Source organism: Vibrio caribbeanicus ATCC BAA-2122 (genome assembly GCF_000165125.1).
GTDB classification, from domain to species: Bacteria; Pseudomonadota; Gammaproteobacteria; order Enterobacterales; family Vibrionaceae; genus Vibrio; species Vibrio caribbeanicus.
Map to the genome: position 1 here is coordinate 105,514 of NZ_AEIU01000074.1, position 24,004 is coordinate 129,517.

Annotated in this window: 20 protein-coding genes; 13 read left to right on the forward strand and 7 right to left on the reverse strand. The window is 40.1% G+C overall.

Going from position 1 to position 24,004, the window contains the following annotated elements:
- The first annotated feature begins 463 nt into the window (after positions 1 to 463).
- On the forward strand, positions 464 to 2,521 hold the full coding sequence (gene helD / locus RH40_RS10530; RefSeq protein ID WP_009601469.1) for a DNA helicase IV: 2,058 nt from the start codon (positions 464 to 466) through the stop codon (positions 2,519 to 2,521).
- Between the two features lie 19 nt (positions 2,522 to 2,540).
- Here helD and RH40_RS10535 read toward each other — a convergent pair whose 3' ends face one another.
- Entirely contained in the window at positions 2,541 to 3,140 is a 600-nt protein-coding gene (locus tag RH40_RS10535) for a DUF2238 domain-containing protein (RefSeq protein WP_009601470.1), read from the reverse strand.
- A 229-nt stretch (positions 3,141 to 3,369) separates the two neighbouring features.
- Between RH40_RS10535 and RH40_RS10540 the strand changes: the two genes are divergently transcribed.
- Positions 3,370 to 4,209 carry an isopenicillin N synthase family dioxygenase gene (locus tag RH40_RS10540; RefSeq protein WP_009601471.1) on the forward strand — a complete coding sequence of 280 codons (840 nt, stop codon included), beginning with the start codon at positions 3,370 to 3,372 and terminating at the stop codon, positions 4,207 to 4,209.
- A 123-nt stretch (positions 4,210 to 4,332) separates the two neighbouring features.
- Positions 4,333 to 4,962, forward strand: a complete 630-nt coding sequence (locus RH40_RS10545; protein WP_009601472.1) for a DNA-J related domain-containing protein — start codon at positions 4,333 to 4,335, stop codon at positions 4,960 to 4,962.
- 74 nt (positions 4,963 to 5,036) lie between these two features.
- Here the strand turns inward: RH40_RS10545 and RH40_RS10550 are convergent, their stop codons facing one another.
- Complete coding sequence (locus tag RH40_RS10550; protein ID WP_009601473.1) at positions 5,037 to 6,899, reverse strand: putative bifunctional diguanylate cyclase/phosphodiesterase; 1,863 nt, start codon at positions 6,897 to 6,899, stop codon at positions 5,037 to 5,039.
- A 322-nt stretch (positions 6,900 to 7,221) separates the two neighbouring features.
- Positions 7,222 to 7,830 carry a GDSL-type esterase/lipase family protein gene (locus tag RH40_RS10555; RefSeq protein ID WP_009601474.1) on the reverse strand — a complete coding sequence of 203 codons (609 nt, stop codon included), beginning with the start codon at positions 7,828 to 7,830 and terminating at the stop codon, positions 7,222 to 7,224.
- Here RH40_RS10555 and RH40_RS10560 point away from each other — a divergent pair.
- From RH40_RS10560 to RH40_RS10570, 3 genes are all read left to right on the forward strand, one after another.
- A complete protein-coding gene (locus RH40_RS10560; protein ID WP_009601475.1) occupies positions 7,829 to 8,503 on the forward strand; it encodes an ABC transporter ATP-binding protein in 675 nt (224 codons plus the stop codon). The two genes, RH40_RS10555 and RH40_RS10560, sit on opposite strands and share 2 nt — an antisense overlap.
- A 35-nt stretch (positions 8,504 to 8,538) precedes the next feature.
- Positions 8,539 to 10,935, forward strand: a complete 2,397-nt coding sequence (locus RH40_RS10565) for an ABC transporter permease (RefSeq protein ID WP_050790441.1) — start codon at positions 8,539 to 8,541, stop codon at positions 10,933 to 10,935.
- A 278-nt stretch (positions 10,936 to 11,213) separates the two neighbouring features.
- Positions 11,214 to 12,659 carry an FAD-dependent oxidoreductase gene (locus RH40_RS10570; RefSeq protein ID WP_009601477.1) on the forward strand — a complete coding sequence of 482 codons (1,446 nt, stop codon included), beginning with the start codon at positions 11,214 to 11,216 and terminating at the stop codon, positions 12,657 to 12,659.
- Here the strand turns inward: RH40_RS10570 and RH40_RS10575 are convergent.
- Positions 12,656 to 13,408: a 5-oxoprolinase subunit PxpA gene (locus RH40_RS10575; protein ID WP_039954572.1), complete on the reverse strand. Its 753-nt coding sequence runs from the start codon at positions 13,406 to 13,408 to the stop codon at positions 12,656 to 12,658. The genes RH40_RS10570 and RH40_RS10575 overlap by 4 nt on opposite strands.
- 169 nt (positions 13,409 to 13,577) lie before the next feature.
- On the opposite strand from RH40_RS10575, the gene galE reads away from it, so the two are divergent.
- From galE to RH40_RS10590, 3 genes are all read left to right on the forward strand, one after another.
- Positions 13,578 to 14,591, forward strand: a complete 1,014-nt coding sequence (galE, locus tag RH40_RS10580; protein WP_009601479.1) for a UDP-glucose 4-epimerase GalE — start codon at positions 13,578 to 13,580, stop codon at positions 14,589 to 14,591.
- A gap of 502 nt (positions 14,592 to 15,093) precedes the next feature.
- Entirely contained in the window at positions 15,094 to 15,633 is a 540-nt protein-coding gene (locus tag RH40_RS10585) for a cytochrome b (protein WP_009601480.1), read from the forward strand.
- Entirely contained in the window at positions 15,630 to 16,199 is a 570-nt protein-coding gene (locus RH40_RS10590) for a YceI family protein (RefSeq protein ID WP_009601481.1), read from the forward strand. Before RH40_RS10585 ends, RH40_RS10590 begins: the two co-directional genes overlap by 4 nt.
- 174 nt (positions 16,200 to 16,373) lie before the next feature.
- Here RH40_RS10590 and RH40_RS10595 read toward each other — a convergent pair whose 3' ends face one another.
- Complete coding sequence (locus tag RH40_RS10595; RefSeq protein ID WP_009601482.1) at positions 16,374 to 18,005, reverse strand: ATP-dependent endonuclease; 1,632 nt, start codon at positions 18,003 to 18,005, stop codon at positions 16,374 to 16,376.
- A 207-nt stretch (positions 18,006 to 18,212) separates the two neighbouring features.
- Between RH40_RS10595 and RH40_RS10600 the strand changes: the two genes are divergently transcribed.
- Together RH40_RS10600 and RH40_RS10610 are read left to right on the forward strand one after the other, a co-directional pair.
- Positions 18,213 to 19,952: a bifunctional metallophosphatase/5'-nucleotidase gene (locus RH40_RS10600; RefSeq protein WP_009601483.1), complete on the forward strand. Its 1,740-nt coding sequence runs from the start codon at positions 18,213 to 18,215 to the stop codon at positions 19,950 to 19,952.
- 521 nt (positions 19,953 to 20,473) lie between these two features.
- Positions 20,474 to 20,665: a hypothetical protein gene (locus RH40_RS10610; RefSeq protein WP_009601485.1), complete on the forward strand. Its 192-nt coding sequence runs from the start codon at positions 20,474 to 20,476 to the stop codon at positions 20,663 to 20,665.
- Positions 20,666 to 20,772: 107 nt separating this feature from the next.
- On the opposite strand, the gene RH40_RS10615 is transcribed toward RH40_RS10610, so the two are convergent.
- Positions 20,773 to 21,330 carry a PhnA domain-containing protein gene (locus RH40_RS10615; RefSeq protein WP_009601486.1) on the reverse strand — a complete coding sequence of 186 codons (558 nt, stop codon included), beginning with the start codon at positions 21,328 to 21,330 and terminating at the stop codon, positions 20,773 to 20,775.
- A 209-nt stretch (positions 21,331 to 21,539) separates the two neighbouring features.
- On the opposite strand from RH40_RS10615, the gene RH40_RS10620 reads away from it, so the two are divergent.
- Positions 21,540 to 22,622 carry a metalloprotease gene (locus RH40_RS10620; RefSeq protein WP_039954574.1) on the forward strand — a complete coding sequence of 361 codons (1,083 nt, stop codon included), beginning with the start codon at positions 21,540 to 21,542 and terminating at the stop codon, positions 22,620 to 22,622.
- Positions 22,623 to 22,670: 48 nt separating this feature from the next.
- Here RH40_RS10620 and RH40_RS10625 read toward each other — a convergent pair whose 3' ends face one another.
- Positions 22,671 to 23,420, reverse strand: a complete 750-nt coding sequence (locus RH40_RS10625) for a M48 family metallopeptidase (RefSeq protein ID WP_050790442.1) — start codon at positions 23,418 to 23,420, stop codon at positions 22,671 to 22,673.
- A 149-nt stretch (positions 23,421 to 23,569) separates the two neighbouring features.
- Here RH40_RS10625 and RH40_RS10630 point away from each other — a divergent pair, with 149 nt between their 5' ends.
- Entirely contained in the window at positions 23,570 to 23,998 is a 429-nt protein-coding gene (locus RH40_RS10630) for a hotdog fold thioesterase (protein ID WP_009601489.1), read from the forward strand.
- Positions 23,999 to 24,004: the final 6 nt, after the last annotated feature.

The window sequence follows — 24,004 nt, forward strand, 5'->3', positions numbered from 1 at the left end:
TAGTAGTATACAGACTTGTTCTTTGGAATGTAATATATACTCAAGTATCCAAAATATCCCAAGTTCAGAGATGATGGCTTACCTTACAGTTTGGTCAGTGATTTGTTTTGTTAGGTCAGAAATTGGGCGCTATGTTTACAAGAGCACCTTGCCCTTTATTTAGCGCGTCGTAACTCCGATTTTATCGCCAAGGTATCGGGAAAAAGCGACTATTCGGCAGCGTTTTCTCCTTGAGATGGTTAACTCAATATTCCTGAACCCTATACTTTGAAGATACTTGGGCGCATGAGTTATCTCGAGCTGAATCGTTATTATTAGAGTGGTTTGAGTAACTGTCTAAAGTTAGCGTTGCATAGAACCAATTGAGCTTGATTGAAGTTTTTGGTACTACTTGAGTATATATCATCGGCAAAAAATCATTTGTGCTGTGATAAATTGGATTGAGAAATAAGGCCTGAAGACCATGCATCTAACCGCTAGTAAACAAGCGCAGTTTTTTATTCAAGACGAGTACTTTCACGTCGAACTTAAAGATGACTCAATAATTGTGGCAGCAGCGTTACTAGAAGAGCATATTCCTTTTAATGTTTGGAATGGAAGGGTGAATATTGAACCTGGTATATTTTGGGGACAGTTGAAATTCTATTCACATTCCGAAAACTCTGAACAGGTTGTATGGTTAGTTCAAGGGCTTCCTTTAAAAAAATGCCGAGAGTTCGCTCGTAACGCGGTCGCTCACTACCAAAAGTGGTACCAAAATCAATGTGAGCAGCTAGAGAAGTACTTGCCGAGCTGGGAAGAAAAATTGCATGAGTTTGAGTTTCAGCCAGCTTTTCTAGCACATTCAAGGGTTCACTCTTTTTGCGAGACTGTTTCTACCGATCTGAAAAAGATAGATATAACCCTTGATGAGGCTTCACGAAGAATTCCATCTAGATTAGCGCCTATCGTAGAATGGTTTAGAAATTGTGATGAAAATCTTGTCCGGAGAAATGAACTTTGGATGGAAACCGAACTGGAGAATTGGCAGGTCCTATTTTCACAGATTGAAGCTTCACCATTAAATGACTCTCAAAGACGAGCAGTCTTACTTAATGATGACAATAATTTGGTATTGGCAGGAGCTGGTTCTGGAAAAACCAGTGTTTTGATTGCTCGCGTAGCATATTTGCTTCAAAGCCACTTGGCGCAGTCTGAAGAGTTGCTTATGTTGGCTTTTGGTCGAGATGCTGCGCAAGAAATGAAACAGAGGCTTTCTGATAAAATTGGCATGGCAACCGAAGGCATAAAAGTAAATACTTTTCATCAACTTGGAATGCACATTTTGCAACAAGTAGAATCTGAGGAGATACGCATATCGCCGTTGGTAACAAATAGTGAACAATGTGATGCCTGGTATACTAACTGGCTGAAACAACACTGGGGAATGCCAAACAACTTTAAACGATGGCAAAAACACCTTAATAAGTGGCCAGTTGCATACTTGGTTGGTGATGAAGAATTGGCTGGTCAATATAGCAATACAAAATTAATTCAATGGTTAAGTAGTCAGGTTGCACAGCTCTGTTCTTTAGGAGTGGGTAAAAAAGAGTTACAAAAACGACTAATTGAACACCCAGACTATACTCGATTGAATAGTGAACTTTCATTGGTTTGGCCTTGTTTTCAAGCATGGCAAAATGAATTGAAGCAGGGCGGGTATATTGACTTTAATACAATGATTACTAAAGCGACAAGCTACGTGAAGAAAGGGAAATTTCACAACCCTTGGCGTTATATAATGATTGACGAATATCAAGATATTTCGCCTCAACGGCTAGAATTGATAGAATCACTATGTAAGGGGGTTAGCAAACAGCCTTGCGTACTTTTTGCAGTTGGTGATGATTGGCAATCAATTTATCAATTTGCGGGTTCGGACGTTGACTTAACTACGGGTTTTAGCGAGCGTTTTCCGCACTCGACGATACATAGTCTTGACACAACTTACCGTTTTAACAATCAAATTGGTGCGGTGGCAAATCGTTTTATTCAAAAAAATCCTTTTCAATTAGAGAAACAACTTGAGAGCCATAAACAACAAAAAAGTAAGAGCGTTGCGCTAATCAACATTGCTCAAGTAGAAAAAGTACTCGCTAAACTAAATACCTTAGAAAAAGGTTATGAAGTATTGCTTTTGGGTAGGAATCATTACCATAAACCTGAGCTGTTATTTGAGTGGAGTGAGCGTTTTAAGTTTCTCTCCATTGGTTTCATGACATGCCATGCAAGTAAAGGACGAGAAGCAGACTATGTGATCGTTTTGAATGTGGATGAGGGGCAATTCCCTGCAAAAGTAAAAGCGTTACACCTTGATAATGCTTTGTCTCAAAATTCTGATACATTCCCGTATGCCGAAGAGCGTCGTCTTTTTTATGTTGCTCTCACTCGCGCAAAGAAGAAAGTGTGGCTTGCGTACTCAGCTGGAGGGTCGAGTTTTATTAAAGAACTACTTGAGGGAGATTATCCTATTATCAAGTAGCTCTATGAATGAAAGGCGTTTAATCAGACTTTAAAGATCGTTGGACGACTAAAAGTGTTAATGACAACAATGCGCCAAGTGTGTCCATGAGCATGTCTTTTTGAGCATCCCATATATCACCTTGCGAGCCTAAAAAAGCGATACCTTCGTTACCTCCAGCGAGTTCCGCATACCACCACTCAACTATCTCATAGCCAGCGGCCAGAGACATAATTGAAAACAAGGCAAAACTTGAAGCGAATTTGATGGATAAATTCTTTCTGTTAATTAGGTATTCGGCAATAGGGTATGCGTATAATCCAATTGAAAAATGTGCAATACGATCGAATTGGTTTCTTTCAGAACCAATGAGCGAATTGAACCAATCGAAAGGCACATTTGCAAACGTGTATTTTGCGCCTATGGTGTGTAAACATAACCATATAAACATTAAAAGGTAAGCTGTTTTAGAAAATGAGTAGTGGTAAGAAACCCAGCCTATTATAAGCAATATCGCTATAGCAGGTATTATCTCCGCTATCCAAACAGAACGAGAATATGGCTCTAAAGCAGAAAACAGCAAAATGATGAAATAACAACCGGTAAGTAAGATAAAAATCTTAGGTAGCTTGCATTGCATGAAATCAGTTCCTCTTAAATTTCCTTCATTTTGTCACCAAATAAAACAATGTTCAATAATTTCCTAATTTTGAGTGGGCTTTTTAATATTTTACCGATAATGTTGAAAGTAAGTTTCATGGCACACTATGTGTGCAAATGCTCTATGTGTTTATCTTATCGTTTGCTTTCAGCCCTGCGCACATTTAAACTCTTATTTTCGAATGTATAAATACTAGTAGTAGCACAAGATGAAACTGGAAACTGTCGATTACCAAGCTGAAAATGCCGCTGAACTCTTTGTCTCCTCTTTGAGAGAGACCGGATTCGGTGTCTTGAAAAATCACCCTATTCCAAAAGAATTGGTTGAATCAATTTATGAAAATTGGTACCAATTCTTTATGTCTGAGAAAAAAAACGAGTTCAAGTTTAATGTTGATACTCAAGATGGATATTTTCCGCCAGATGTTTCCGAGATAGCCAAGGGCCACAAGGTGAAAGACATCAAAGAGTACTTTCATGTTTACCCTTGGGGGCAAATTCCTTCTGAACTCAAAGAACAGATCATGGATTACTATGATAGGGCCAATTCTTTCGCTGAGGAATTGTTAGGTTGGGTTGAGTCTTATGCACCAGAAGAGGTACAAGAGAAGTTTTCAGTCGCATTATCAGAGATGATTAACGGTAGTCAACAAACCCTTTTGAGGATCCTTCACTATCCACCGATGACAGGGGATGAAGAGCCAGGAGCAATCCGTGCTGCTGCCCATGAAGATATTAATTTGTTGACTGTTTTACCTGCGTCGAATGAACCGGGTCTTCAGGTCAAAGGCAGAGATGGACAGTGGCTTGACGTTCCATGCGATTTTGGAAGCCTCATTATAAATATTGGTGACATGTTACAAGAGGCATCTGGCGGCTACTTTCCTTCAACGACGCATCGTGTCATCAATCCTACGGGCGCTCGTCAGGAGCAATCTAGAATCTCGCTTCCTCTATTTTTGCATCCAAAACCAGACGTTATTTTGTCTGAAAGACATACTGCTGACACTTATCTTAAAGAACGTCTCAGAGAGTTGGGCGTTTTATAATCGCCACAAGAAGAGCCGGTTTTCCGGCTCTTTTTTTTGGCTCAGACTGCAAATGTAAAAATCGATCCTCGACAAAATCATATTTATGACTTTAATTGAATAAAAAAAGGGGAATTTTACTTTATGGAAGAGCGATACGAACTCATTGAACAGTTCCAACAATATATGGAAAACCCTCTACTGTGGCCTATCTTAGAAGTTTTGAGAAAGCAATCGAGTGGCTGGAAAGTTCATACTTTGTCTGCTCATTTAAGTGAATTGGGTTTCATGCCTGTCTTGGATGAAAAACCGGAAAAAGATCTATTCAAACGTAATTTTCTTATTATGAACGCGCTCTATCAGTTGCAAGAAACACTTTATCCAGACCATTGGCTTCAAGTACAAGCAATGGACATTATACTTATGTCTACCCACCAGTCTATGGGACATGAGGTAGACCAACAAGATCCGCTTAGAGACTACTATATCCATTGGAAGAATTATGATGCCGAGGAGGGAGAAGTGAAACGTCTCCTCAACGAGTTTTGGACGCGCTATAAAGAGTTTGTTGGAAGTACGAATGGTAATGACATGGACAGAAGTAAGGCTCTATCATTGTTTGAACTTCCTTTAGACGCAACACAAACAGAAATAAGAAAGACTTGGCGTAAGCTTGCGCTCAAGTGGCATCCAGATAGAGAGTGTGGAGATAGTGAACAGTTCCGAGTACTTTGTGAAGCGTGGCATGTGCTTCGTCACGAAGTTCACGCTTAAAGATAATCCACTATAGAGAGTGACTCGAACTAGCTTTGTGACTTGCTCTTTTGGGTGCTAGCGTCATTTTTATGCTATTGAGCGCTAATTTTTTTGCGAGACAACAACTTGCTCTCAAATTCTTCTAGCGACATAGGTTTGCCATAAAGGAAGCCTTGTCCAATCTCGCATCCTTGATCGATGATAAAGTTTTCTTGCTGTACCGTCTCAATCCCCTCAACAGTGACTGCAAGCTGCAGCTTTTTGGCCACGTGTATAATTGAAGTTACGATTTCTCTATCTGTAACGTCTCTCTCAATATTTTCGATAAAGCTCTTATCTATCTTAATGACATCAAAAGGAAACTTTTTTAGATAGTTGAATGACGCATAACCTGTTCCGAAATCATCAAGTGACAATGTAACGCCAAGTTTTTTTAACTCAACAAGAGTGGCTTTAGCGACGATTTCATCTGCTATGAGGCTACCTTCAGTAAGCTCTAGCTCAAGATTTTCAGGGGCGAGGCTGTGCTTAGATAGTAGTTGTTTTATTTGCTCAACGAAGCGTGGGCACTGCAGTTGTAATGGAGATACATTGACACTCATTTTAAATTGCTTAATTGATTTTGACCATTCCGCCGCAATTTCAATTGCAGAATGAAGAACAAAGCTTCCAACTTCGTATATCAGGCCATTTTGTTCGGCTAGGTGGATAAGGTTTTCATTAGAGATATTGCCTAAATTAGGATGTTGCCATCGTAACAATGCCTCTGCGCCAATCCATTTTCTTTGGATCGGACAAACTTTGGGTTGGAAGTAAATTGAAATGTTTTTATCTCTGACGGCTTGTAGAAGATAGGCTTCTTGTTGTTCCATATATCGATTAACATTCGATAAGCTGTCAGAGTAGCGATGAAAATTTTGTTTAGATTTTTGGCAAGATGACATTGCGGCGGCTGCAAAGCTTAAAAGTTGACGTGCATCGTTTGTGTCTTTGGTGGTCGATGCGCCGATACAACAATTAAGGTGTATCGTGTTGTTATCGATTACAAACGTTGATCGGCTTGTTTCGATTAACTCTGAAGATAGAGCTTTGAGATCACGAGTATCGTCTTGCATCTTCCATACAAAAACGAGCTCATTGGTCACAGGTCTTGCCGTAATGACTTCTAATTCGTTGTGCTTTTCTAATCTTCGTCTAAATTCGACTAAGAGCTTATCCCAAACCGTGTAACCATATTGAGACTCGATAGTAGTACCATTGGTGAAGTGCATATGCATCACGCCAACTAATTTACCCTTAGAGTATTCTACTTCATTGAGTAACTTTTCTGTTTCGTGTTCGAGAGTTTGTTTGTTTAGAAAACCTGTAGCTGGGTCGTATGACTTTTGATATACAAGCTGTTGTTCAGCCGCCAGCCTTCGATCTTTTTCTTGATTCAATGACTGATTGAGATTAGAAATTCTTAAAGAATGCTCCGAATTGCAGTTTTTTAAATGATTGTTATTGTTTTTTAGCCGATGTAATGTGGAGATAAGAAAAAGCTGATTTTCAACCGAGATCTTGAACGAATCTAAAAGCATGGAATTGTGTTTAAACTGCTCATTGAAGCTATCGCTAATAACGTATATGTGACCGAATACTTCACCACTTGGCCAAGCTATAGGTAAGTTAATAGTTGCTTCGGTGAGGTCAAGTGCTTCTATGTAGCCAACAGTCGTGTTACCAGTAGCGTTATGTGAGCTCGAGTTATGCTGAGACTCCTGAATCGCTTGTGTAGTCCTTGAATCGTAATTTCCAGACGATGCAATGCATAGAACCTCGATTCTTTGTTCTATATTACATGCGATAAAAATGCTTTTTGCCTTCAACGTATCGTTAAGAAGCTCTAGCATTCGCTGCCAACCAAGTCTTGTTTCTTCTGGTATCGACACATTGAGTGTATTTAAGCTGGACATAGTTCATCCTTGTTGGATCATATTGCACTCAGGCTCAACGATTATATTACCTCAAGCATAGCTGGTGGAGATCGTTAAAAGTGATACTCAAAGCTAGCCATTGCGTGATACGTGCTTTTGACCTGTTTTTTTTCAGGCCAGCATAAAGAAATCAATAGCACTATCAGAAGCTTGTCTGAGCAGGGTTCTCTTTTTCTCATAAATAAGATTAGAGCGACAAACATAGATACATTTGATGTTTGTGTCAATATTTGTATGTAATGTATCAACGATCGTTGAGTGGAAGGTTTTAGCTACGGCTAACTATACAATCGCACTTGTCTTAGGTTCTATGAAGTACTTTTATAAGGTGTTGGGCGACAAATTCAGCGATCCAAGGCTGCGCAACCGATTTTGGATGAAGGCCGTCCGACATCATCCATTCAGGTTTTGTTATCACCTCACGAAGTAGAAAAGGAATTAAAGGAACGTTGAGCTGTTTTGCTAAATTTGGATATAGAGCGGAAAAAGATTCAGTGTATCTTCGCCCATAGTTGGGTAAAGTATGAATTTGCATTAGGATAGGAACTGCGCCAGCTTGCCTGATTAAAAGTATCATTTCTGTGAGGTTGTTGGCGATGATTGATGGTTTAAAGCCTCTTAAGCCATCGTTTGCGCCAAGCTCAATAAGTACAAATTCTGGATTATGCTGTGCTAAAAGACTAGGTAAGCGTGCGAGTCCATTTCCAGATGTATCACCAGAAATGCTTGCGTTAATTACAGATATAGGGTGATCAACAGTCGATAGCTTCTTCGTAATAAGAGATGGCCATGCTTCCTCTAATGGCATTTGATATCCAGCACTTAAGCTATCTCCAAGAATCATAAGCGTCTTACTGTGTGCAGATTGCGCGAAAATCAATAAAAAGATAAAAGGAATAAATCTACGCATGAATACATCCATCATTAAAGCCAAATCACTCTTTAAAGCAGTTTCTACCAATCAAGAACAATTGACAATACTCAACGATATAAATTTAGAAGTTACGGCGGGTGAAAGTGTTGCAGTCGTTGGGGCCTCAGGAGCGGGCAAATCAACGCTTATGATGATTCTAGCGGGGTTGGAATCCTCTGATGATGGAGAGGTAGAGCTGCTTGGTCAAAGACTCGATCGAATGAATGATGAAGAGAGAGCAGCTTTGCGTAGTCAATCTATAGGCTTTGTTTTCCAGAATTTTCTACTTATCCCAAGTTTAAGTGCGCTCGATAATGTCACTTTGCCTAATTTGTTGCGTGGTGAATCTATTAATGAAGATCGTGCCACACAACTACTAGCCTCTGTAGGCTTGAAAGATCGTATTAATCACACGCCATCTCAATTATCAGGTGGTGAGCAACAAAGGGTAGCCATCGCAAGAGCTTTTATGATCAACCCAAAAGTATTATTTGCTGATGAACCCACGGGTAATCTTGACCAAAAGACAGCGTCTTCAGTTATTGATTTGTTGTTTGAGTTAAATGAACGTCATGGCACCACACTGGTGCTTGTAACGCATGATGAGAAACTTGCGCAAAGGTGTAGTCGTCGCTTGTCGATGCGAGCAGGCATTATGGAGGAAATATAAAGGTGACAGAATTCATTACTAACAACAAACGGTTAATGAAATGGTGTCTCAGCGAGATTAAACATGGGCAATTGTGGCTTATTGTTTGCTCGTTAGTTCTGATATTTGCATGCATCTTCGCTTTAGCCGCTCTTGCTACACGAATCGACACTGTGTTCGAGATAGAAAGTAAACAGCTTTTAACTGCAGATCTTGTTTATGAAACAACAAAACCTATCTCACCTCAATTATTACGTAATGTTGAAATTGAAGAGGTTACTCACTCTATTCAGACTAGATTCGCAACCATGGCTTTTAGTGATAGTGAAATGAGCTTGATATCGGTCAAAGCGGTTGATAGGTCGTTTCCGCTGAAAGGTGATATGGTGCTTTTTGATGGAGAGAATCGTAGGGATGTCGTGGAGCCGAACGAGTTGTGGCTAGACAAGCGGTTGTTGTCATTATTGGCCGTAAATATAGGTGATGTTGTATCAATAGGCGACCTCGATCTTAATGTGTCTGGAGTAATAGAAAAAGAGCCAGGCATCAGTTTCAATCCTTTTCAACAGATGCCTTCAGCATTGATTAGCTCAGCAGACCTAAAAAATACAGGTGCTGTTCAGCTCGGAAGCCGTGTCCACTACCGTGTTTTTCTTACTGGGCCACAAGACAAACTCGCCCGCTTAAAACAATCCATTGAGTTGACGGTACATGATAGATGGAGAGATTTTAAATCGACCAATCGAGCTAATGATATCTTTAGTAGGGCTGAATCGTATCTTACTTTGACTGTCGTTACGGTGATTTTGATGGGAGCGCTTACATTAGCACTCACTTGTCAACATTATGCGCAATCAAGACACAAGACAGTTGCCATGTTAAAGAGTCTCGGTGCAAATAAGAAATGGATTCTTCACTGGCTGATGGTACAAATTGGTGTGCTCCTATTGATAGCAATTTTTTTCGGCACCTTGTTGGGGGGAGGGCTTGAATATCTGCTGAGAATACCGCTTCAAGATTTGTTGCCAGAAAACCTTCCTGCTTATGGTTACACTCCTTTCTTTACTGCTTTGCTAAGTACAATACTCATAGCAATACCTTCCCTAGGTATACCTATCTCGAGATTGATCTCTGTAAAACCGGCCAATGCGAGCCAAGTTTATGGAAATCGCCGCATACAGTGGTCTCTAATGTGGTTAATTCTTGTACCATTCGTTCCTTTATTTGTTTGGCTGCGTAATGATACAGTCGTTTGGGTTTTGATTGCTGGATTCTTCTTGCTTTTTGTAGTTTTGTCTCTAGTTAGCTTATGGACATCGAAGTATTTAGACAAGTATCAATGGTTTCCATCTCTAAAACTTGCTCTAAGCCGTATAAACCGCACAAAACTTAATAGTGGAATACAATTTGGAGCCTTAAGCTTATCGCTAATGTTGTTAGCTTCTCTCTGGCTAGTGAGAACGGATCTACTAGCTGATTGGGAGAAAACGCTTCCAGCAGATGCACCGAATGCATTTGCTGTTAATATCGCGCCTCAAGAAATAGAACAATATATCAATGAGTTAAATCAAGCTCGTGTTGAGCATTCAACACCTTTTCCTATTATCCGTGGGCGTGTTGTCGAAATTAATGGCTTTGAGGCACGACAAATAGTTGAGAACGCACAAGATAAGGACGTTTTGCGTCGAGAACTAAGTTTCACTTTTGGAAAGCAGATACCCTCGTACAATTCTCTCTCTGAGGGAACCTGGAATAGTACAAAAGGTGTTTCTGTTGAATCAAAAGTAGCAAAAGATCTTGGATTAGAGATTGGCGATAGCCTTACCTTCAGCATTAACAGTCAAAAAGTAACGGCCATTGTAAATTCAATCAGAACGGTCGAATGGCGGGATATGAGGCCAAATTTCTATTTCATATTCACACCCGATGTTTTAGAAGCGATGCCAAAAACCTTCCTGATGAGTTTTAAAGTAGAGGATGGTGATACTCAATTTTTCAATGATCTTTCAAGGAAGTATCCGACCGTTAGTGTGTTTGATATTCGCTTAATAGGAGAAAAAGTACAGGCAATCCTAGCACAGATTGTATGGGCCATCACTCTTTTGGCCATCGTCAGTCTTATTGCTGGTTTGTTGCTTATTTTCACACTATTGCGATTGAGTTTGAGCCAACGTAGGGAGGAAATACAGCTGTACAGAATGCTTGGAGCAAGCAAAGCTCAGATATTGAGAACTGTGTGGTGTGAGTATGGTGTGCTTTCACTCGTTGGAAGCTCTTTCGCATTAATTGGTACAGAGGCTGTCGTGGCTTGTATTGTTTATATCGGCTTTGAACTTCAACCAACACCGCACATATGGCTTTGGTTCTCGTTACCCTTGCTCACCTTTTTCGTTCTAGCACTTGTTGTGAAAAGTATGTTGAGTGAACTTTTGACACGAACGGATAGAGAATGAAGTGAAACTTTGACTTAGTTATCCACAAAAACAGTGGATAAAGTTTGGGATAAGTTGCCCTGTAGATAAGTCGATTTTTCCGCTAGCCTTCTGAGTAGAGGTGTAGCGAAAAAATTGTTATTCACATTTCGGTTAGAATCGAGTTTACAGAGTAAGCGTCAAGTTTTTTTTCAATTTTTTGTCAAATCGACGGATACATTTACCCTAAAAAAAATGTGTTTTTATCAGAATGTTATTCACAGTAGAATGCCAGTGGAATGTCAATATTTAATTAAAAAATGCAATTTCACAAGCAATCAAGTCAGTGTACAAGGGTCGCTATCGTTGGTGGTGGTGTTGCCGGTGCCACCGCCGCATTACATATGTCAGAGCTAGGTTTTCGGGTTTTTTTATTGGAGAAAAGTTCGGGGTTGGTCAATGGTCCTCCAATATGCCATTTGCATGCAGGTGGTAACTTGTATCCGGACATTTCAACTAACCAGTGCCTTCGTTTGTTGAAGCAGTCTATCGACACGATTCGGCTTTATCACCATACGATAAATCGTAGGCCCACTGTTATAGCGATTCCTAAAAACAATGGATTAAACCCGCTCGATCTTAAGAACCGATTAGACTTGCTCAAGCAATGTTATTCTGAGCTCATCGCTAAAGACCCTCTCAACAAGGTGTTAGGTGAGCCATCCGAGTATTACAAGCTTTTCAGTAGAGAAGACTTAGAATCATTAGCGTCTCTGTCACAGCCAGATGTCCCTTCGACTTTTGAAGATTGGCTTATACCTTTTGCTTGTCACACGAATTTTGATGATATTAAATTTCCTATTATTGCGGTTGAAGAGCATGGATGGAGCGTATTCCGTCTGGCTGCGGTAACGACTTTGGCTCTTGAAAAACTCGATAATTGTGAATTGATGCTTGAATCAGAGCTTATTGGGATGGAAGAAGGTTGTGATGGCTGGGAACTCAAGTTAAAAGATAGTCAAGGTCAAGAGCAGTACCTCGACGTTGATTACGTGGTAAATGCTTGCGGTTACAAAACAGGAACCCTTGATGATTGGGCAAATAAAAAGCGTGAGAGAATGGTTGAGTTTAAAGCTGCATATGTGACGAGATGGAGTGAAAATAAGCACCTTTGGCCTGAAGTGATTTTTCATGGAGAGAGAGGAACACCGAACGGTATGGCACAGCTTACACCTTATTCCCAAGGTATTTTTCAACTTCATGGCATGACGAAAAACGTGACACTATTCGAAAATGGGCTAGTGTGCTCTTCGCCAATGTCTTCTCAGCCTTTATTACCCAGAGAACTTCAAGAGCAGTTGGATAGAGGATGGAATGAACAGTTGATCTGTCAGCGTAGTCAGAATGCTATTGACCATATCGGTCAGTATATTCCAGATTATGTTTCTGCTCGTGTTTATGGCAAGCCTCTATATGGTGCGCAACAAATTCCCGGAAAAGATAAATCTCTCAGGGCTGCTGATGTTACTTTTGAAGGAGAGCGCTATGGGAGAATTGAGACGGTCAAAGGCTCTTCATGTTTAGAAGCTGCGATGAAACTGGTACTGACTTGGGGGTTATTTGACTATAAAGATACTAGTATTGAATCCCTTCATTCAGTGACAATGTCACTTTCCGATGTTGAGATTGAACAAAAAGCACAACAATTGGCTTTTGCGCGAGGTTATCCCGTACAACTTGCGCAGTATTACGGTAACATAAACTAGACACCAAGGTCGTGAGTCAATATTTTCTTGATTTTATCAATGATACCAAGGCTAGTGGAATTATCGCTGTGGATACAAATCGTGTCAGGCTCTAGTGCCAATGAATATCCATCTAGTGTACGGATTTTTCCGTAGTTTACGATTTGAGCCACTTGGCTTAATATATCTTCTTCTGTAGAAAGTACAGATTGCGGCATATTTCTGGGCGCAATCTGACCGTTGCTAAGATAAGCTCGGTCGGCAAATGCTTCAAACAAAAGGGGCACATCGTATTTGTCAGCAATATCGAGTTGAGCCTGACTATCATTACCGGCTAGAGTCATTAGTGGTACGTCAAAAACAGATGTCGCATCTATCACGGCTTCGAACACTTCGTTGTTTGTTAGCATGTCATGATAAAGTGCCCCATGAGGTTTTACATACGACAGCTCCGTATTGTTACTGGTACAAAAGCCAACCAATGCCCCAATTTGGTAAATAAGAATATTAGTTATCTCACCTGGTTGGATAGACATTGAGCGTCTTCCAAAACCCAATAAATCAGGGTAACTAGGGTGAGCACCGATAGAGACTTCATTCTCAAATGCAAGCTTAATCGTGTGGTTCATTGTTTGTGGGTCAGATGCATGAAAGCCACAAGCTATATTGGCCATGTCAATGTAGGGCATTATTGCCGCGTCATTGCCTATTTTCCAGCAACCGAAGCTTTCCCCCATATCACAATTGAGCATTATGTTGCGATTTCTCATACGCTTGTCGTCATACCTATCATTATTTCCGAATTATTTATTATTTTTAAGATTAACACTTAATAATGACTTCGCTGGCGCGGGTTTCGATTATATTTGGGATATCAACTTCATTCGTTGATATTTTTAGACTAATATGCTTTAGATTTTATGCAGTTAAGGAATCCTAATGAACGTTTTGGTAACAGGTGGTACTGGTTATATTGGCAGCCATACGTGCTTACAGATGCTAGAAATGGGGTATACACCTGTTTTGTTGGATAATTTTTCCAACAGCAAGGCATCAGTTTTAGATAGAATTGAAGAGGTTTCAGGAACTCGTCCTGTTCTGATAACTGGAGATATCTTAGATAAAAACCTATTAGTAGAGACCATGAAACGTTACGGCATTAGTGCGGTGATCCACTTTGCTGGTCTAAAATCTGTTGGGGAATCTGTTAGCGAACCGCTGAAATATTATTCGAACAATGTTTCCGGTACTCTTTGCCTGGTTGAGGCAATGAGTGAATGTAATATAAAAACGCTAATATTCTCTTCTTCCGCGACTGTTTACGGGGACCCTAGTACTGTGCCGATTAATGAGGGATTTCCCACGAGTGCGACCAATCCATATGGAAGAAGTAAATTGATGGTTGAAGAATGCCTTAATGATTTTTACAAGGCTAACCCAGACTGGAGTATTACTCTACTTCGTTACTTTAACCCTGTTGGTGCTCACCCCTCTGGAAAGCTTGGCGAAGATCCAAATGGTATACCTAACAATTTAATGCCCTTCATTAGTCAGGTTGCAGTTGGTAAAAGAGAATGTCTAAATGTTTTCGGTGGAGATTATCCGACACCGGATGGAACGGGTGTACGTGATTATATTCACGTTATGGACCTTGCTCGTGGTCATATTGCAGCATTAAATAAAGTAGGACACTCGAAAGGTATTCATATTTATAATCTTGGTACTGGAAGAGGTTCAAGTGTTCTCGAAATGATTGAAGCGTTTGAGAAAGCCAGTAATAAGAAGGTTGCGTATAAAATGGTTGATAGAAGACCTGGTGATGTTGCTGAATGCTGGGCTGATCCGCAAAAGGCTCAAAAGGAATTAGGTTGGTACGCGCAGTTAGAAGTAGAGCAAATGGCTATCGATACTTGGAGATGGCAGTCAAATAACCCAAACGGCTATCACGACTAATTTTAGTTTAGCTGTGATGCCTTCTGTAGTGCATTACGGCTACCTTTCATTCCCATCCCGTAACTCTTCTCTAATGAAAACCTTTTCTTATACTGGATCACTTTATGTCTATTTAGTTTGCGACAATCTTTCAATAATGTCTGGTTGTTCGGAAAATATGATAAAAATTGTAAAAAACTGGCTAAATCTTGTGTTTACTAGTTAAACTTTTTGCAGACAATTAAATTTTCAACTTAAAAAACCCTTCTGTAGGTTTTTAAGTTATTGAGTTTGTTGAAATTAAATTTTATTTTATAAGATGGGACACTTTTTAGAAGTTCCTTCAATATTTTCGAATAAGATATTCGGTAAACCAGAGTGTTATTTAAAAGACAAATCGTAAATAATCATCGGACTGTTAACCCTAGTTGCTTTAAGACAATGCTCTCTATGACTTGTATTATGGCCACTTTGGGAGGAGACAAAGCACGTCTTTATCGATGCTTTTATGAGAGGGTTTTACATGAAACGAAAAGTAGAAAACTACAACTTAATAGCGCGTTTAGTGCATTGGTTTTCTGCGGTGGTAATTATAGGAATGTTTATCGTTGGCCTCTGGATGGTAGACCTTTCATACTATAGTGAATGGTATCAGCGCGCGCCACATTGGCATAAATCTGTTGGTCTACTTCTAGCGTTTCTTACTCTGTTTCGTTTAGGTTGGAAGATTTTCACACCTTCACCAGACATTATTGGTTCGAACCGAGAAAGACTCGCAGCGACGACTGCTCACATTTCAATGTATCTGATCTTGCTGACTATTTTTATTTCTGGTTACCTAATATCCACCGAGGATGGTCGTTCTATCGACGTTTTTACTTGGTTTGAATTACCCAGTATGGGGGCCTTATTTGAAAACCAAGCTGATATAGCAGGTGAGATTCACTTCTATTTAGCATGGACGTTAATGGTTTTGGTTGTTGTTCATCTTGCAGCAGCACTTAAACATCACTTTTTAGATCGTGACGATACGTTACGTAAAATGTTAGGAGTATCTAAATGAAAAAAATCTTATCTACTATGGGGATCATCCTTGCCGCGAGTGCATCGTGGTCATCCAATGCAGCGGACTATCAAATTGATACCAAAGGTGCTCATGCATCAGTGAACTTCAAAATAAGTCACCTTGGATATAGCTTCACTAAAGGCCGGTTTAATAATTTCAGCGGCAACTTTTCTTATGATCCAAGCAATGTATCTGCATCAAAAGTAAGCGTAAATATTGATCCTTCCAGCATAGATTCCAATCATGCTGAGCGAGACAAGCATATAAGAAGTGGAGACTTCTTGAATGTAGCAAAATACTCGACATCAAAGTTTGAGAGTACGAAAGTGGTTGATAAAGGTGACGGCAAATTAGAGGTTTTCGGTAACTTAAACCTCCATGGTATCACTAAACCTATTGCTATAAATGCTGAGTTCATTGGTGCTGGTAAAGATCCATGGGGTGGTGAAAGAGCCGGATTTTACGGAACGACACGATTAGAGCTTGCCGATTTTGGTATTCCAGTTATGGGAGCTTCGAGCTATGTGGATATGGAGCTTTATATCGAAGGTATCAAAATTTAATATCTAAAAAAGTGGAGCTCGATACCGCTTATGTAATGCCTTTGGACTTTATAAGCGGTATTTCGACTTAAACTACTACAAACATGCTTCGAGTTAGGTGGGGAAAGAGCGTAGATTTATCATGTAGGATCTGCATTTTCCTCTGAGATTCATGTATTCTATCCTCTTTAACGCTCAGGTATTCCCATTAGCCATAGTGACGACTCTTTTTAATGTCCACCGAAGTAAAATCGGGATACCGTCGATACCACGATTTTCGCAATGAGAGACAATAGCTAACGCTAGGTCGGGTTTAGCAAACTTTTTGAGTACTTTGGTGACCACTTTCTTAGCAGGAATAGGGTGATCCAACGGAACCTTAACCATATTTTTAAAGAAAGACTCAAAGCCATTGTTGTAAAGGTAATGCTCAATATCTCTATCAGGCAATTCGGTTAGCCTATGTCTTTTTTGGTCATTGCCTAACTGTGCTATTACTGCTGCTGCGTATTTTTTCCCAGCTGCATCACCATCTGTAACAACATGCCAGTCAATACCGAAAGCCTTTGCTACTTTAATCAATGACTTAAGTCCTGATTGTGCAAACTCTATAATTTGGATACCCTCCGCGGCAAGGTTATAACCGCATTGGCTTGCAAGTTCATTAAACAGCCATACCTCTGTTTCACCTTCCACCAATAACCAGCAGCGGGCATAAAGTGCTCCAGAACGATGAAACCGAATGTGAAACCCTATTCGTCTAAACTCATCATCTCCCAAATTTTGTTCAGAAATGTATTTGGTAATCGTTTTGTCTGACATTCTTACTAAGCGGCGTATGCTGGCCAAAGGGACTTGGCCAAGCAGATCGCCACTATTTGTGGTTAATATTTTTTGCATTGGCAACAACTGAAGTAGGCCCCAAGCTCGAGCTAAATGGGTTGGGTGTAATCTTCCCTCAGGGTCCTCTACGATAAGCAATGGGCGAGCACAACGGCGCAAGGTTGTCGGCCCTTTGGCTTGTAGATAAGCATTTAGCAGTCCCATAAACAGTAAACGTGTTTGCTTGTCTTTGGTCTCTTCGACAACTTGAGAAACACTTTTTGAACTTGGGGCTGCAGTGAAAAAAATTCCGTCTCTATGCTTTCTAAAGTTTTTTCGAGTATTGGATTTGAATGAAAAGTAATGCTCAACTAATGCATTCATTGCTTTTAAACTACTGCGCATTTCTCCCTTGTTAACGTGTCCAGGTATGGCAAGTAGTCGCCGACACGTATTATCTATACGCTTTTCAACCCGAGCATTAACGTCCTTCGGATCAGCCAAACAGCGCTCGAATCTTCGTGAGTCACGCAGTCTAATTACAGGGTGTAAAGTCATGAGTTCTTCAGCTAATTTTGCTGAGTGATGAAGTGGGATCTGATTTCCTTTAATGTCTAGAAAACTGTATCGAGTATTCACCTCACTTTCATCTCTTGTTGCGCTGAGACGATAGATGATTCTGTTTTGTCCTTGAGAATCTTGAATCCAAACGGGCCTAATTTTTCGATATCGGCCAGCATTTATTTCATTTTTATCGGTTGAAACAAAGCTTAGGACTATCTGTAGATGTTGAGTTTGAGGGTGTGCTATCGAGTAATCTACATGGAAATCTTGCAGTTCAAAATGGTAAGGAACGCCCTCAGGGGGCAGTGCGACTGACAAAGCATCCAGCAGAGAGGACTTGCCCCAAGTGTTCTCTCCAATCAATGTAGTGAGTTCATCAAACGCGATTGATAAACGCTTGATACCACGAAAACCAGAAATCTCTATTCTCTCTAGTTTCATTTAGTGTTTCCGTAAAAGCACTCATTAGTTTAAGCATAATAGAAAAGACTACCATCGGCAGGTGTTTACGTCACAAACTCAAATATCGTTGAGGTTTCTTCTTACAGACAAGTCGCTCTATGGAAGCTCATGCAATGATAGAGATATAAAATTTAATGATTATGTCATCTTTGTTGAGGTAGGATAGGAGAAAATGAGAGAGAGAATATGACGAATAAAAAAAATAAAACAAATAAAACAACAAAACTACGCTTGGCCCATATTAATGACACACACTCCCACTTTGAACCTACATCTTTACAACTCGAGATATGTACCCAAGGGGAAAAGCTCGCTCCTTTTGTTAGTGTTGGTGGGTTTGCTCGAATCAAGTCTAGAGTAGACCAACTGAGGCAAGATTCGCTCGAGAATGAACAAGCGTTTGTTTTCCTGCATGCTGGCGATTGTTTCCAAGGTACATTGTATTTTTCTCTGTTTAAGGGAGAAGCCAATGCGACTATGTTAAATGAAATTGGTATCGACGCAATGGCACTGGGCAACCACGAGCTAGATATGGGAAATGCTCCTGTTGCTCGCTTTGCAAAACAGATTAAGTTCCCTTTGTTGGCTGGAAATTGGGATTTATCGAAAGAATGCAAAGAGAAAAAAGATCGGCTTTCTGATAACGCAGCTGTATTGGGCTATGATGCTGATCAAAAGGCCGCAAAATGGATAACGAAACCCATTGGCAACGACTGTGTAGCTATCTTTTCTCTAGCACTTGATATGATGGAAGATATCTCAAATCCAGATTTTGATACACCATTTATTGATGCCATTGAAACCGCTAGGAATACGGTTGCTCAAATCAATAAAGCCGGCATAAACAAAATAATATTGCTCAGCCACATGGGCTATGAAGCCGATTTAGAGTTTCCAACACATGTTGATGGAATTAATGTGATTGTTGGAGGACATAGTCACCGTCTGCAAGGCGATTTTAGCGCATTGGGTCTTAAGAAAGATGATCCTTATGGCGTAAAAGTAAACAACACTTATGTTGTCCAATCTGGCTGTCATTCGTTAAGTGTTGGGTATTGTGATTTAGAGTTTGATTCAAAGGGTAACCTTGTCACTTTTGGTGGTAAGAACGAATTACTTGTAGGAAAGAGTTTATTTGTCGATGCAAAACTACAGGATCTCCATAGTGATAGTGTTTATGAGCTAGCTAAACAGCATATCCACGAGCATCCTAATGTAGCGGTATGTGCCAGAGATAAATCAATACAATCAGTACTGGAAGATAAATATACTTGCCAAGTCCGCAAGCTACAAAAGGAATACATTGCTGAGACGGACCGTAAATTACGTCATGTAAGAGTCCCTGATACAGAGGGACCTAGCCAATTGGCTCCGATTGTGGCGAGTTCCTTTCTATATAAAATGCAAAAGCTTGGTCACAATGTTGATTTCGCCATTCATAACGCTGGTGGTGTTCGAGTTTCACTTGAGGTTGGTAAAATTTCTATTGCAGACATCGCGGGTAGGTTGTTGCCTTTTGCCGTTCCTATCGGTGTTTACCACATAAAGGGAAAATTCCTGCCTCTCATTCTCGAAGGGGCGATAAACAATGCAACCAATAACGGAATAAAAGGTACTGGTGATGGCTCTTACCCATACGCCTATAATTTGAGCTTTGACTATTTGCATGATGAAGAGCTAGGACAGAGAGTTAAAAACCTGAAATTGTTTGATGGCAATGCATGGTGCCTTGTTGAAAGTGAAAAGGTTTATGTTGGAACTTCATCAGCTTATACCATGAAAGGTAAAGAAGGTTATGAGGCTATTTTAAATATGGAAGGTGAGGGGGTTGTAACTAATTCCTCAATGGCTGATTGTTTCATCGAACTACTCAAGGATCATCCAGACACACTAAATTATACAGATCAGCAGCTGCTTAATTTTTAATCGGCATGCCTTTTGCTAATCATTATATGATTTTTATGTTCACTGGGTAAAAAGGTACCCAAGGAGAAATCATGCGAAATGGTGGATGGAATGAAGTATTGGTCGTCATTAGCTGGATTGGTGTGTGGTCAATGTTACTCTATTTTATTCCAAGTGGTGGATAAAATTGTTGAGAAAAGACCGAATGAAAAGCTTCACTCGGTTTTTTCCTTTAGAGATGTGAGTAAATTGCTGATTTTAGTTACAAAGGCCTATTAAAAAACAAAACAATGTACTTATTTTTGTAATTAAAATGTTAAGTAAAATTGTTCTGGTCACATTGGTAGAATAAATATTAACCAAAAGTTGAATATAAAATCGAATATGAGTGTTTGAGTGAATATTAGAAAAACTGTTTGTTAACGAGTTGTTTCATTAGAAAATTTAATGCGAAATTAGAAAAATAGTCATTTTTTGACCACGTCATTTTTGCCTATTATTGCCCCAACGAAAAGATTAACTCATTTATAGAGAGGCAAAAAATGGCACAAGCAATGCAAGTTGGTACTTTCGAAGCACCTATCTCTATGGATAAAAAAACCTATTCGGTTTCTTTCAAAGGATTGATTGCTCACTTTTTAGATATACTCTTCGGCAAGACTGCGACAGTAAGAGCAGGTTATGCTGCGGATTTATCTGGTTATATCCAAAAAGACATCGGTTTGCGCCGATAGAGCATTGGATAAAAGAACGCCGGCTTTGAGCCGGCGTTTTTGTATTAGTCGTTCTTATGTTAGCCCTAAAGCCTTAGATAAGAAATCGTACGTTTTTCTTTTGCTTATTATTTCTTACGACAATACTCTGCAATCACATACATGGATTGACCACCATTTGCCTTACCAGAAACAAGCTTTGGGTCGTCGCCAATGCTGATACCACGAATAACAGTCCCTTGTTTGATGACTTGGTTGGTTCCTCTGACAGGTAGATCTTTGATAACCGTTACGTCGTCACCTTTTTTAAGTTCAACACCGTTGCAGTCTAAAGGCTTGTCTTCATCAGACATTCCTTGCATAGCCCAATTCAAAGTCTCTTCTTCAAGGTACATCATATCGAGAGCATCTTGTGCCCATGCTTCAGTATTTAGGCGGGTTAACTGCCTCCATGCCAACACCTGGACTGCAGGTACTTGACTCCACATGCTGTCGTTGAGGCAGCGCCAGTGGTTTATATCGGATGGTTCATCAATCTCATGTGAACACGTTTCACATAGCATTACACAATGGTCAACGGTTAAGTGGCTGTGCGGAGGAACAATATAAGGTGTAAGATTGCCATCTGAACTGCAAAGCTCACATTTAAACTTGCAGCGGTCGAGTAGTGTGGTTTCTATTGTCATTTTCTATTTATCAACATTAGAGAAGTGTGGTTATTATCCAGCAAATAACATGAAAAGAAAGGGGTGATTGAAATTTGATTGATTTACAAGTCTATTAAAGATGTTGTGTCAGAATCGAGTGACATTGTCACTTATTTCTTGAATCTTTACCTAGAACATAGTCAACGGCATAATAGCGATACAAATGTATTTACCCACTGGATTTTAGTTTGGAATTACTCTCTATTGATTTTCTTGGCAAGCCACTAAGATTAGAGGCATCTATGGCGGGGTGGCAACAATTGTTTTGGGATAATCAGTTGGTCTCACAGATTGCCGCCGATAGTGAGCATAAAGAAGTTGCTCATCACCAATTTAATTTGCTCCATAAAGGAGAAGAACTTCAATGTTCACTGCAGGCGAGAGTTGTCTGGCAACCATTTTTTATCGAATACTTTGCTTCGTTAGGTGATCAAGTTATTGCCCAAGGCCAGCGTAATAGCAGAGATATAGAGCGACAAACGCCGACTATAACGCCACAGGCCGAAAAAAGATTCAGCCTAGTTGGTCTTTTGTCATTGGGTATGAAAGCGCTCAAAAGCGCCAAGGTAATAAAAGTTGTTCTGGCCTCAGCAAGCTTGGCGGCATACTCTTGGCTATTTTCAGTACAGTTTGCATTAGCACTTCTGGTCTGTTTAGTATTTCATGAGTATGGTCATATTCGGGCAATGAAATACTTTGGTCTGAAAACTAAAGGTATTTATCTGATTCCTTTCATTGGAGGGCTCGCGGTTACTGATGAGAAGCTTAACACTCGTTGGCAAGATGTCGTTATCTCGATTATGGGGCCCATGTTTGGCCTTTTTCTATCGCTAGTGTTTATGTTGGCTTATTGGTTGACCGGATTGGAATTTTTCGCTGGTTTATCCGTCTTTAACGCTTTTTTAAATCTTTTCAATCTATTACCAATACTCCCCCTTGATGGCGGACATATACTGAAAAGTATTAGTTTCTCTATGAATGGTATGTTAGGTATTTGCTTGTGCACGCTTGCTGTTATTGGCGGCATTATCTTAAGCTACTCATTAAGTCTCTCTTTATTGGGCTTTTTACTTTTGATGGGTATGTTAGATATTATTCTAGAGTGGAAAAGTCGACACAATAGCCATCTGCTCCCCTTAGATCGTTATGGGCAAGTAGTATCATCAATATGGTATGTGGCTCTTGTTGCAAGCCTTGTGGCGATTATTTGGTATTTCGGTTCTTCCGGAGATCAGGTCCTCGGATTACCTCTTATACTGCTCGGAAGTTAAGTTAGTATCTTGGCTTAAACGGGACGTGAAAACGTCCCTTTTTTGTGTTTATTGACAGTTTGGCCTTGGTGTATTGGTTGACGCAAGGGTTGTAATTCTTTTTGAAAGATCGCCAATTCTTGTGCCATGAGAAGGGTGAGTGGATAACAGTTCTGGTGGCTGCTTTCCTTGTGAAGCTTTGGACATGTTTTGCCACAACGCGACGCTTTGGTGCGGATCGTATCCTGCCTTGGACATTAGATCTAAACCTACCATGTCAGCCTCAGACTCTTGCGATCTTCCATAAGGTAACAAAAGTCCATACTGAACTCCGATACCTAATGCCGCCATCGTGGTCTTTTGATACTCTTTGTACTCAGAGGACTCTAGTGCGATGCTGGTTACCTGTAAGCCTGCGTTGGCCAGTTGTGTTTGTGACAATCTTTCGTTGCTATGTTGTGCCAAAACATGAGCAATTTCGTGACCAATCACTGTTGCGAGCTGGTCTTGATTCTGCGCAACTTTAAGCAAGCCAGTATAAACTCCAATTTTACCTCCAGGTAATGCGAATGCATTCACCTCGTCACTTTCAAATACGACAACTTCCCACTCAGAAAACCCTGGTTGTTTTGGTACATGTTTCGTGATTGAGTTGGCTACGCAAGTTACATAGTTATTGACCGTTATATTCTTACTGACGGTTTGATCACGCTTGATTTGTTCAAATGATTGTTCGCCAAGTTTGTTCATATTTGATCCTGAGAACAAAAGCAGCTGTTGCCGACCCGTTGGAGATGAGGTGCATGCAGTGACCATCATAAGAACCAATAAATAGAAGGATTTAGACCACACTTTTATTATTACCTTTTATCAAAAATACATCTGAGCACTATAAAATGGCTCAAGGTTACTCGGACATAACTTTACGTTACAATTGATTCGAGTTAAATGCTTTAAATGGAGACTGCATGTCAATTTGGAAAAAGCCGATAGATCTCAATATCTTAAATAATACATCAAAGAACACTTTAATGGAGCATTTGAATATTGTTTATACCGATTTTGGTAGCGATTATATTCAAGCTCAAATGCCCGTTTGTTCGAACACTCACCAGCCACTAGGAATGCTACATGGTGGTGCATCGGTTGCTCTCGCAGAAACCTTGGGTTCGGTTGCTGCCAATTTTTGTGTTGACGGAGAGGGCTATTGTGTCGGTCTAGAAATTAATGCCAACCACGTGAGATCAGTTCGAAACGGTTTTGTTATAGGCATTACTAAGCCCATTCACTTGGGTGTTTCTACACAAGTGTGGCAAATTGATATTAAAGATGAACGCAAAAGATTGGTGTGTACAAGCCGCCTCACAATGGCGGTCAAGAAAAACAAAAAGGGGTAACTTTAT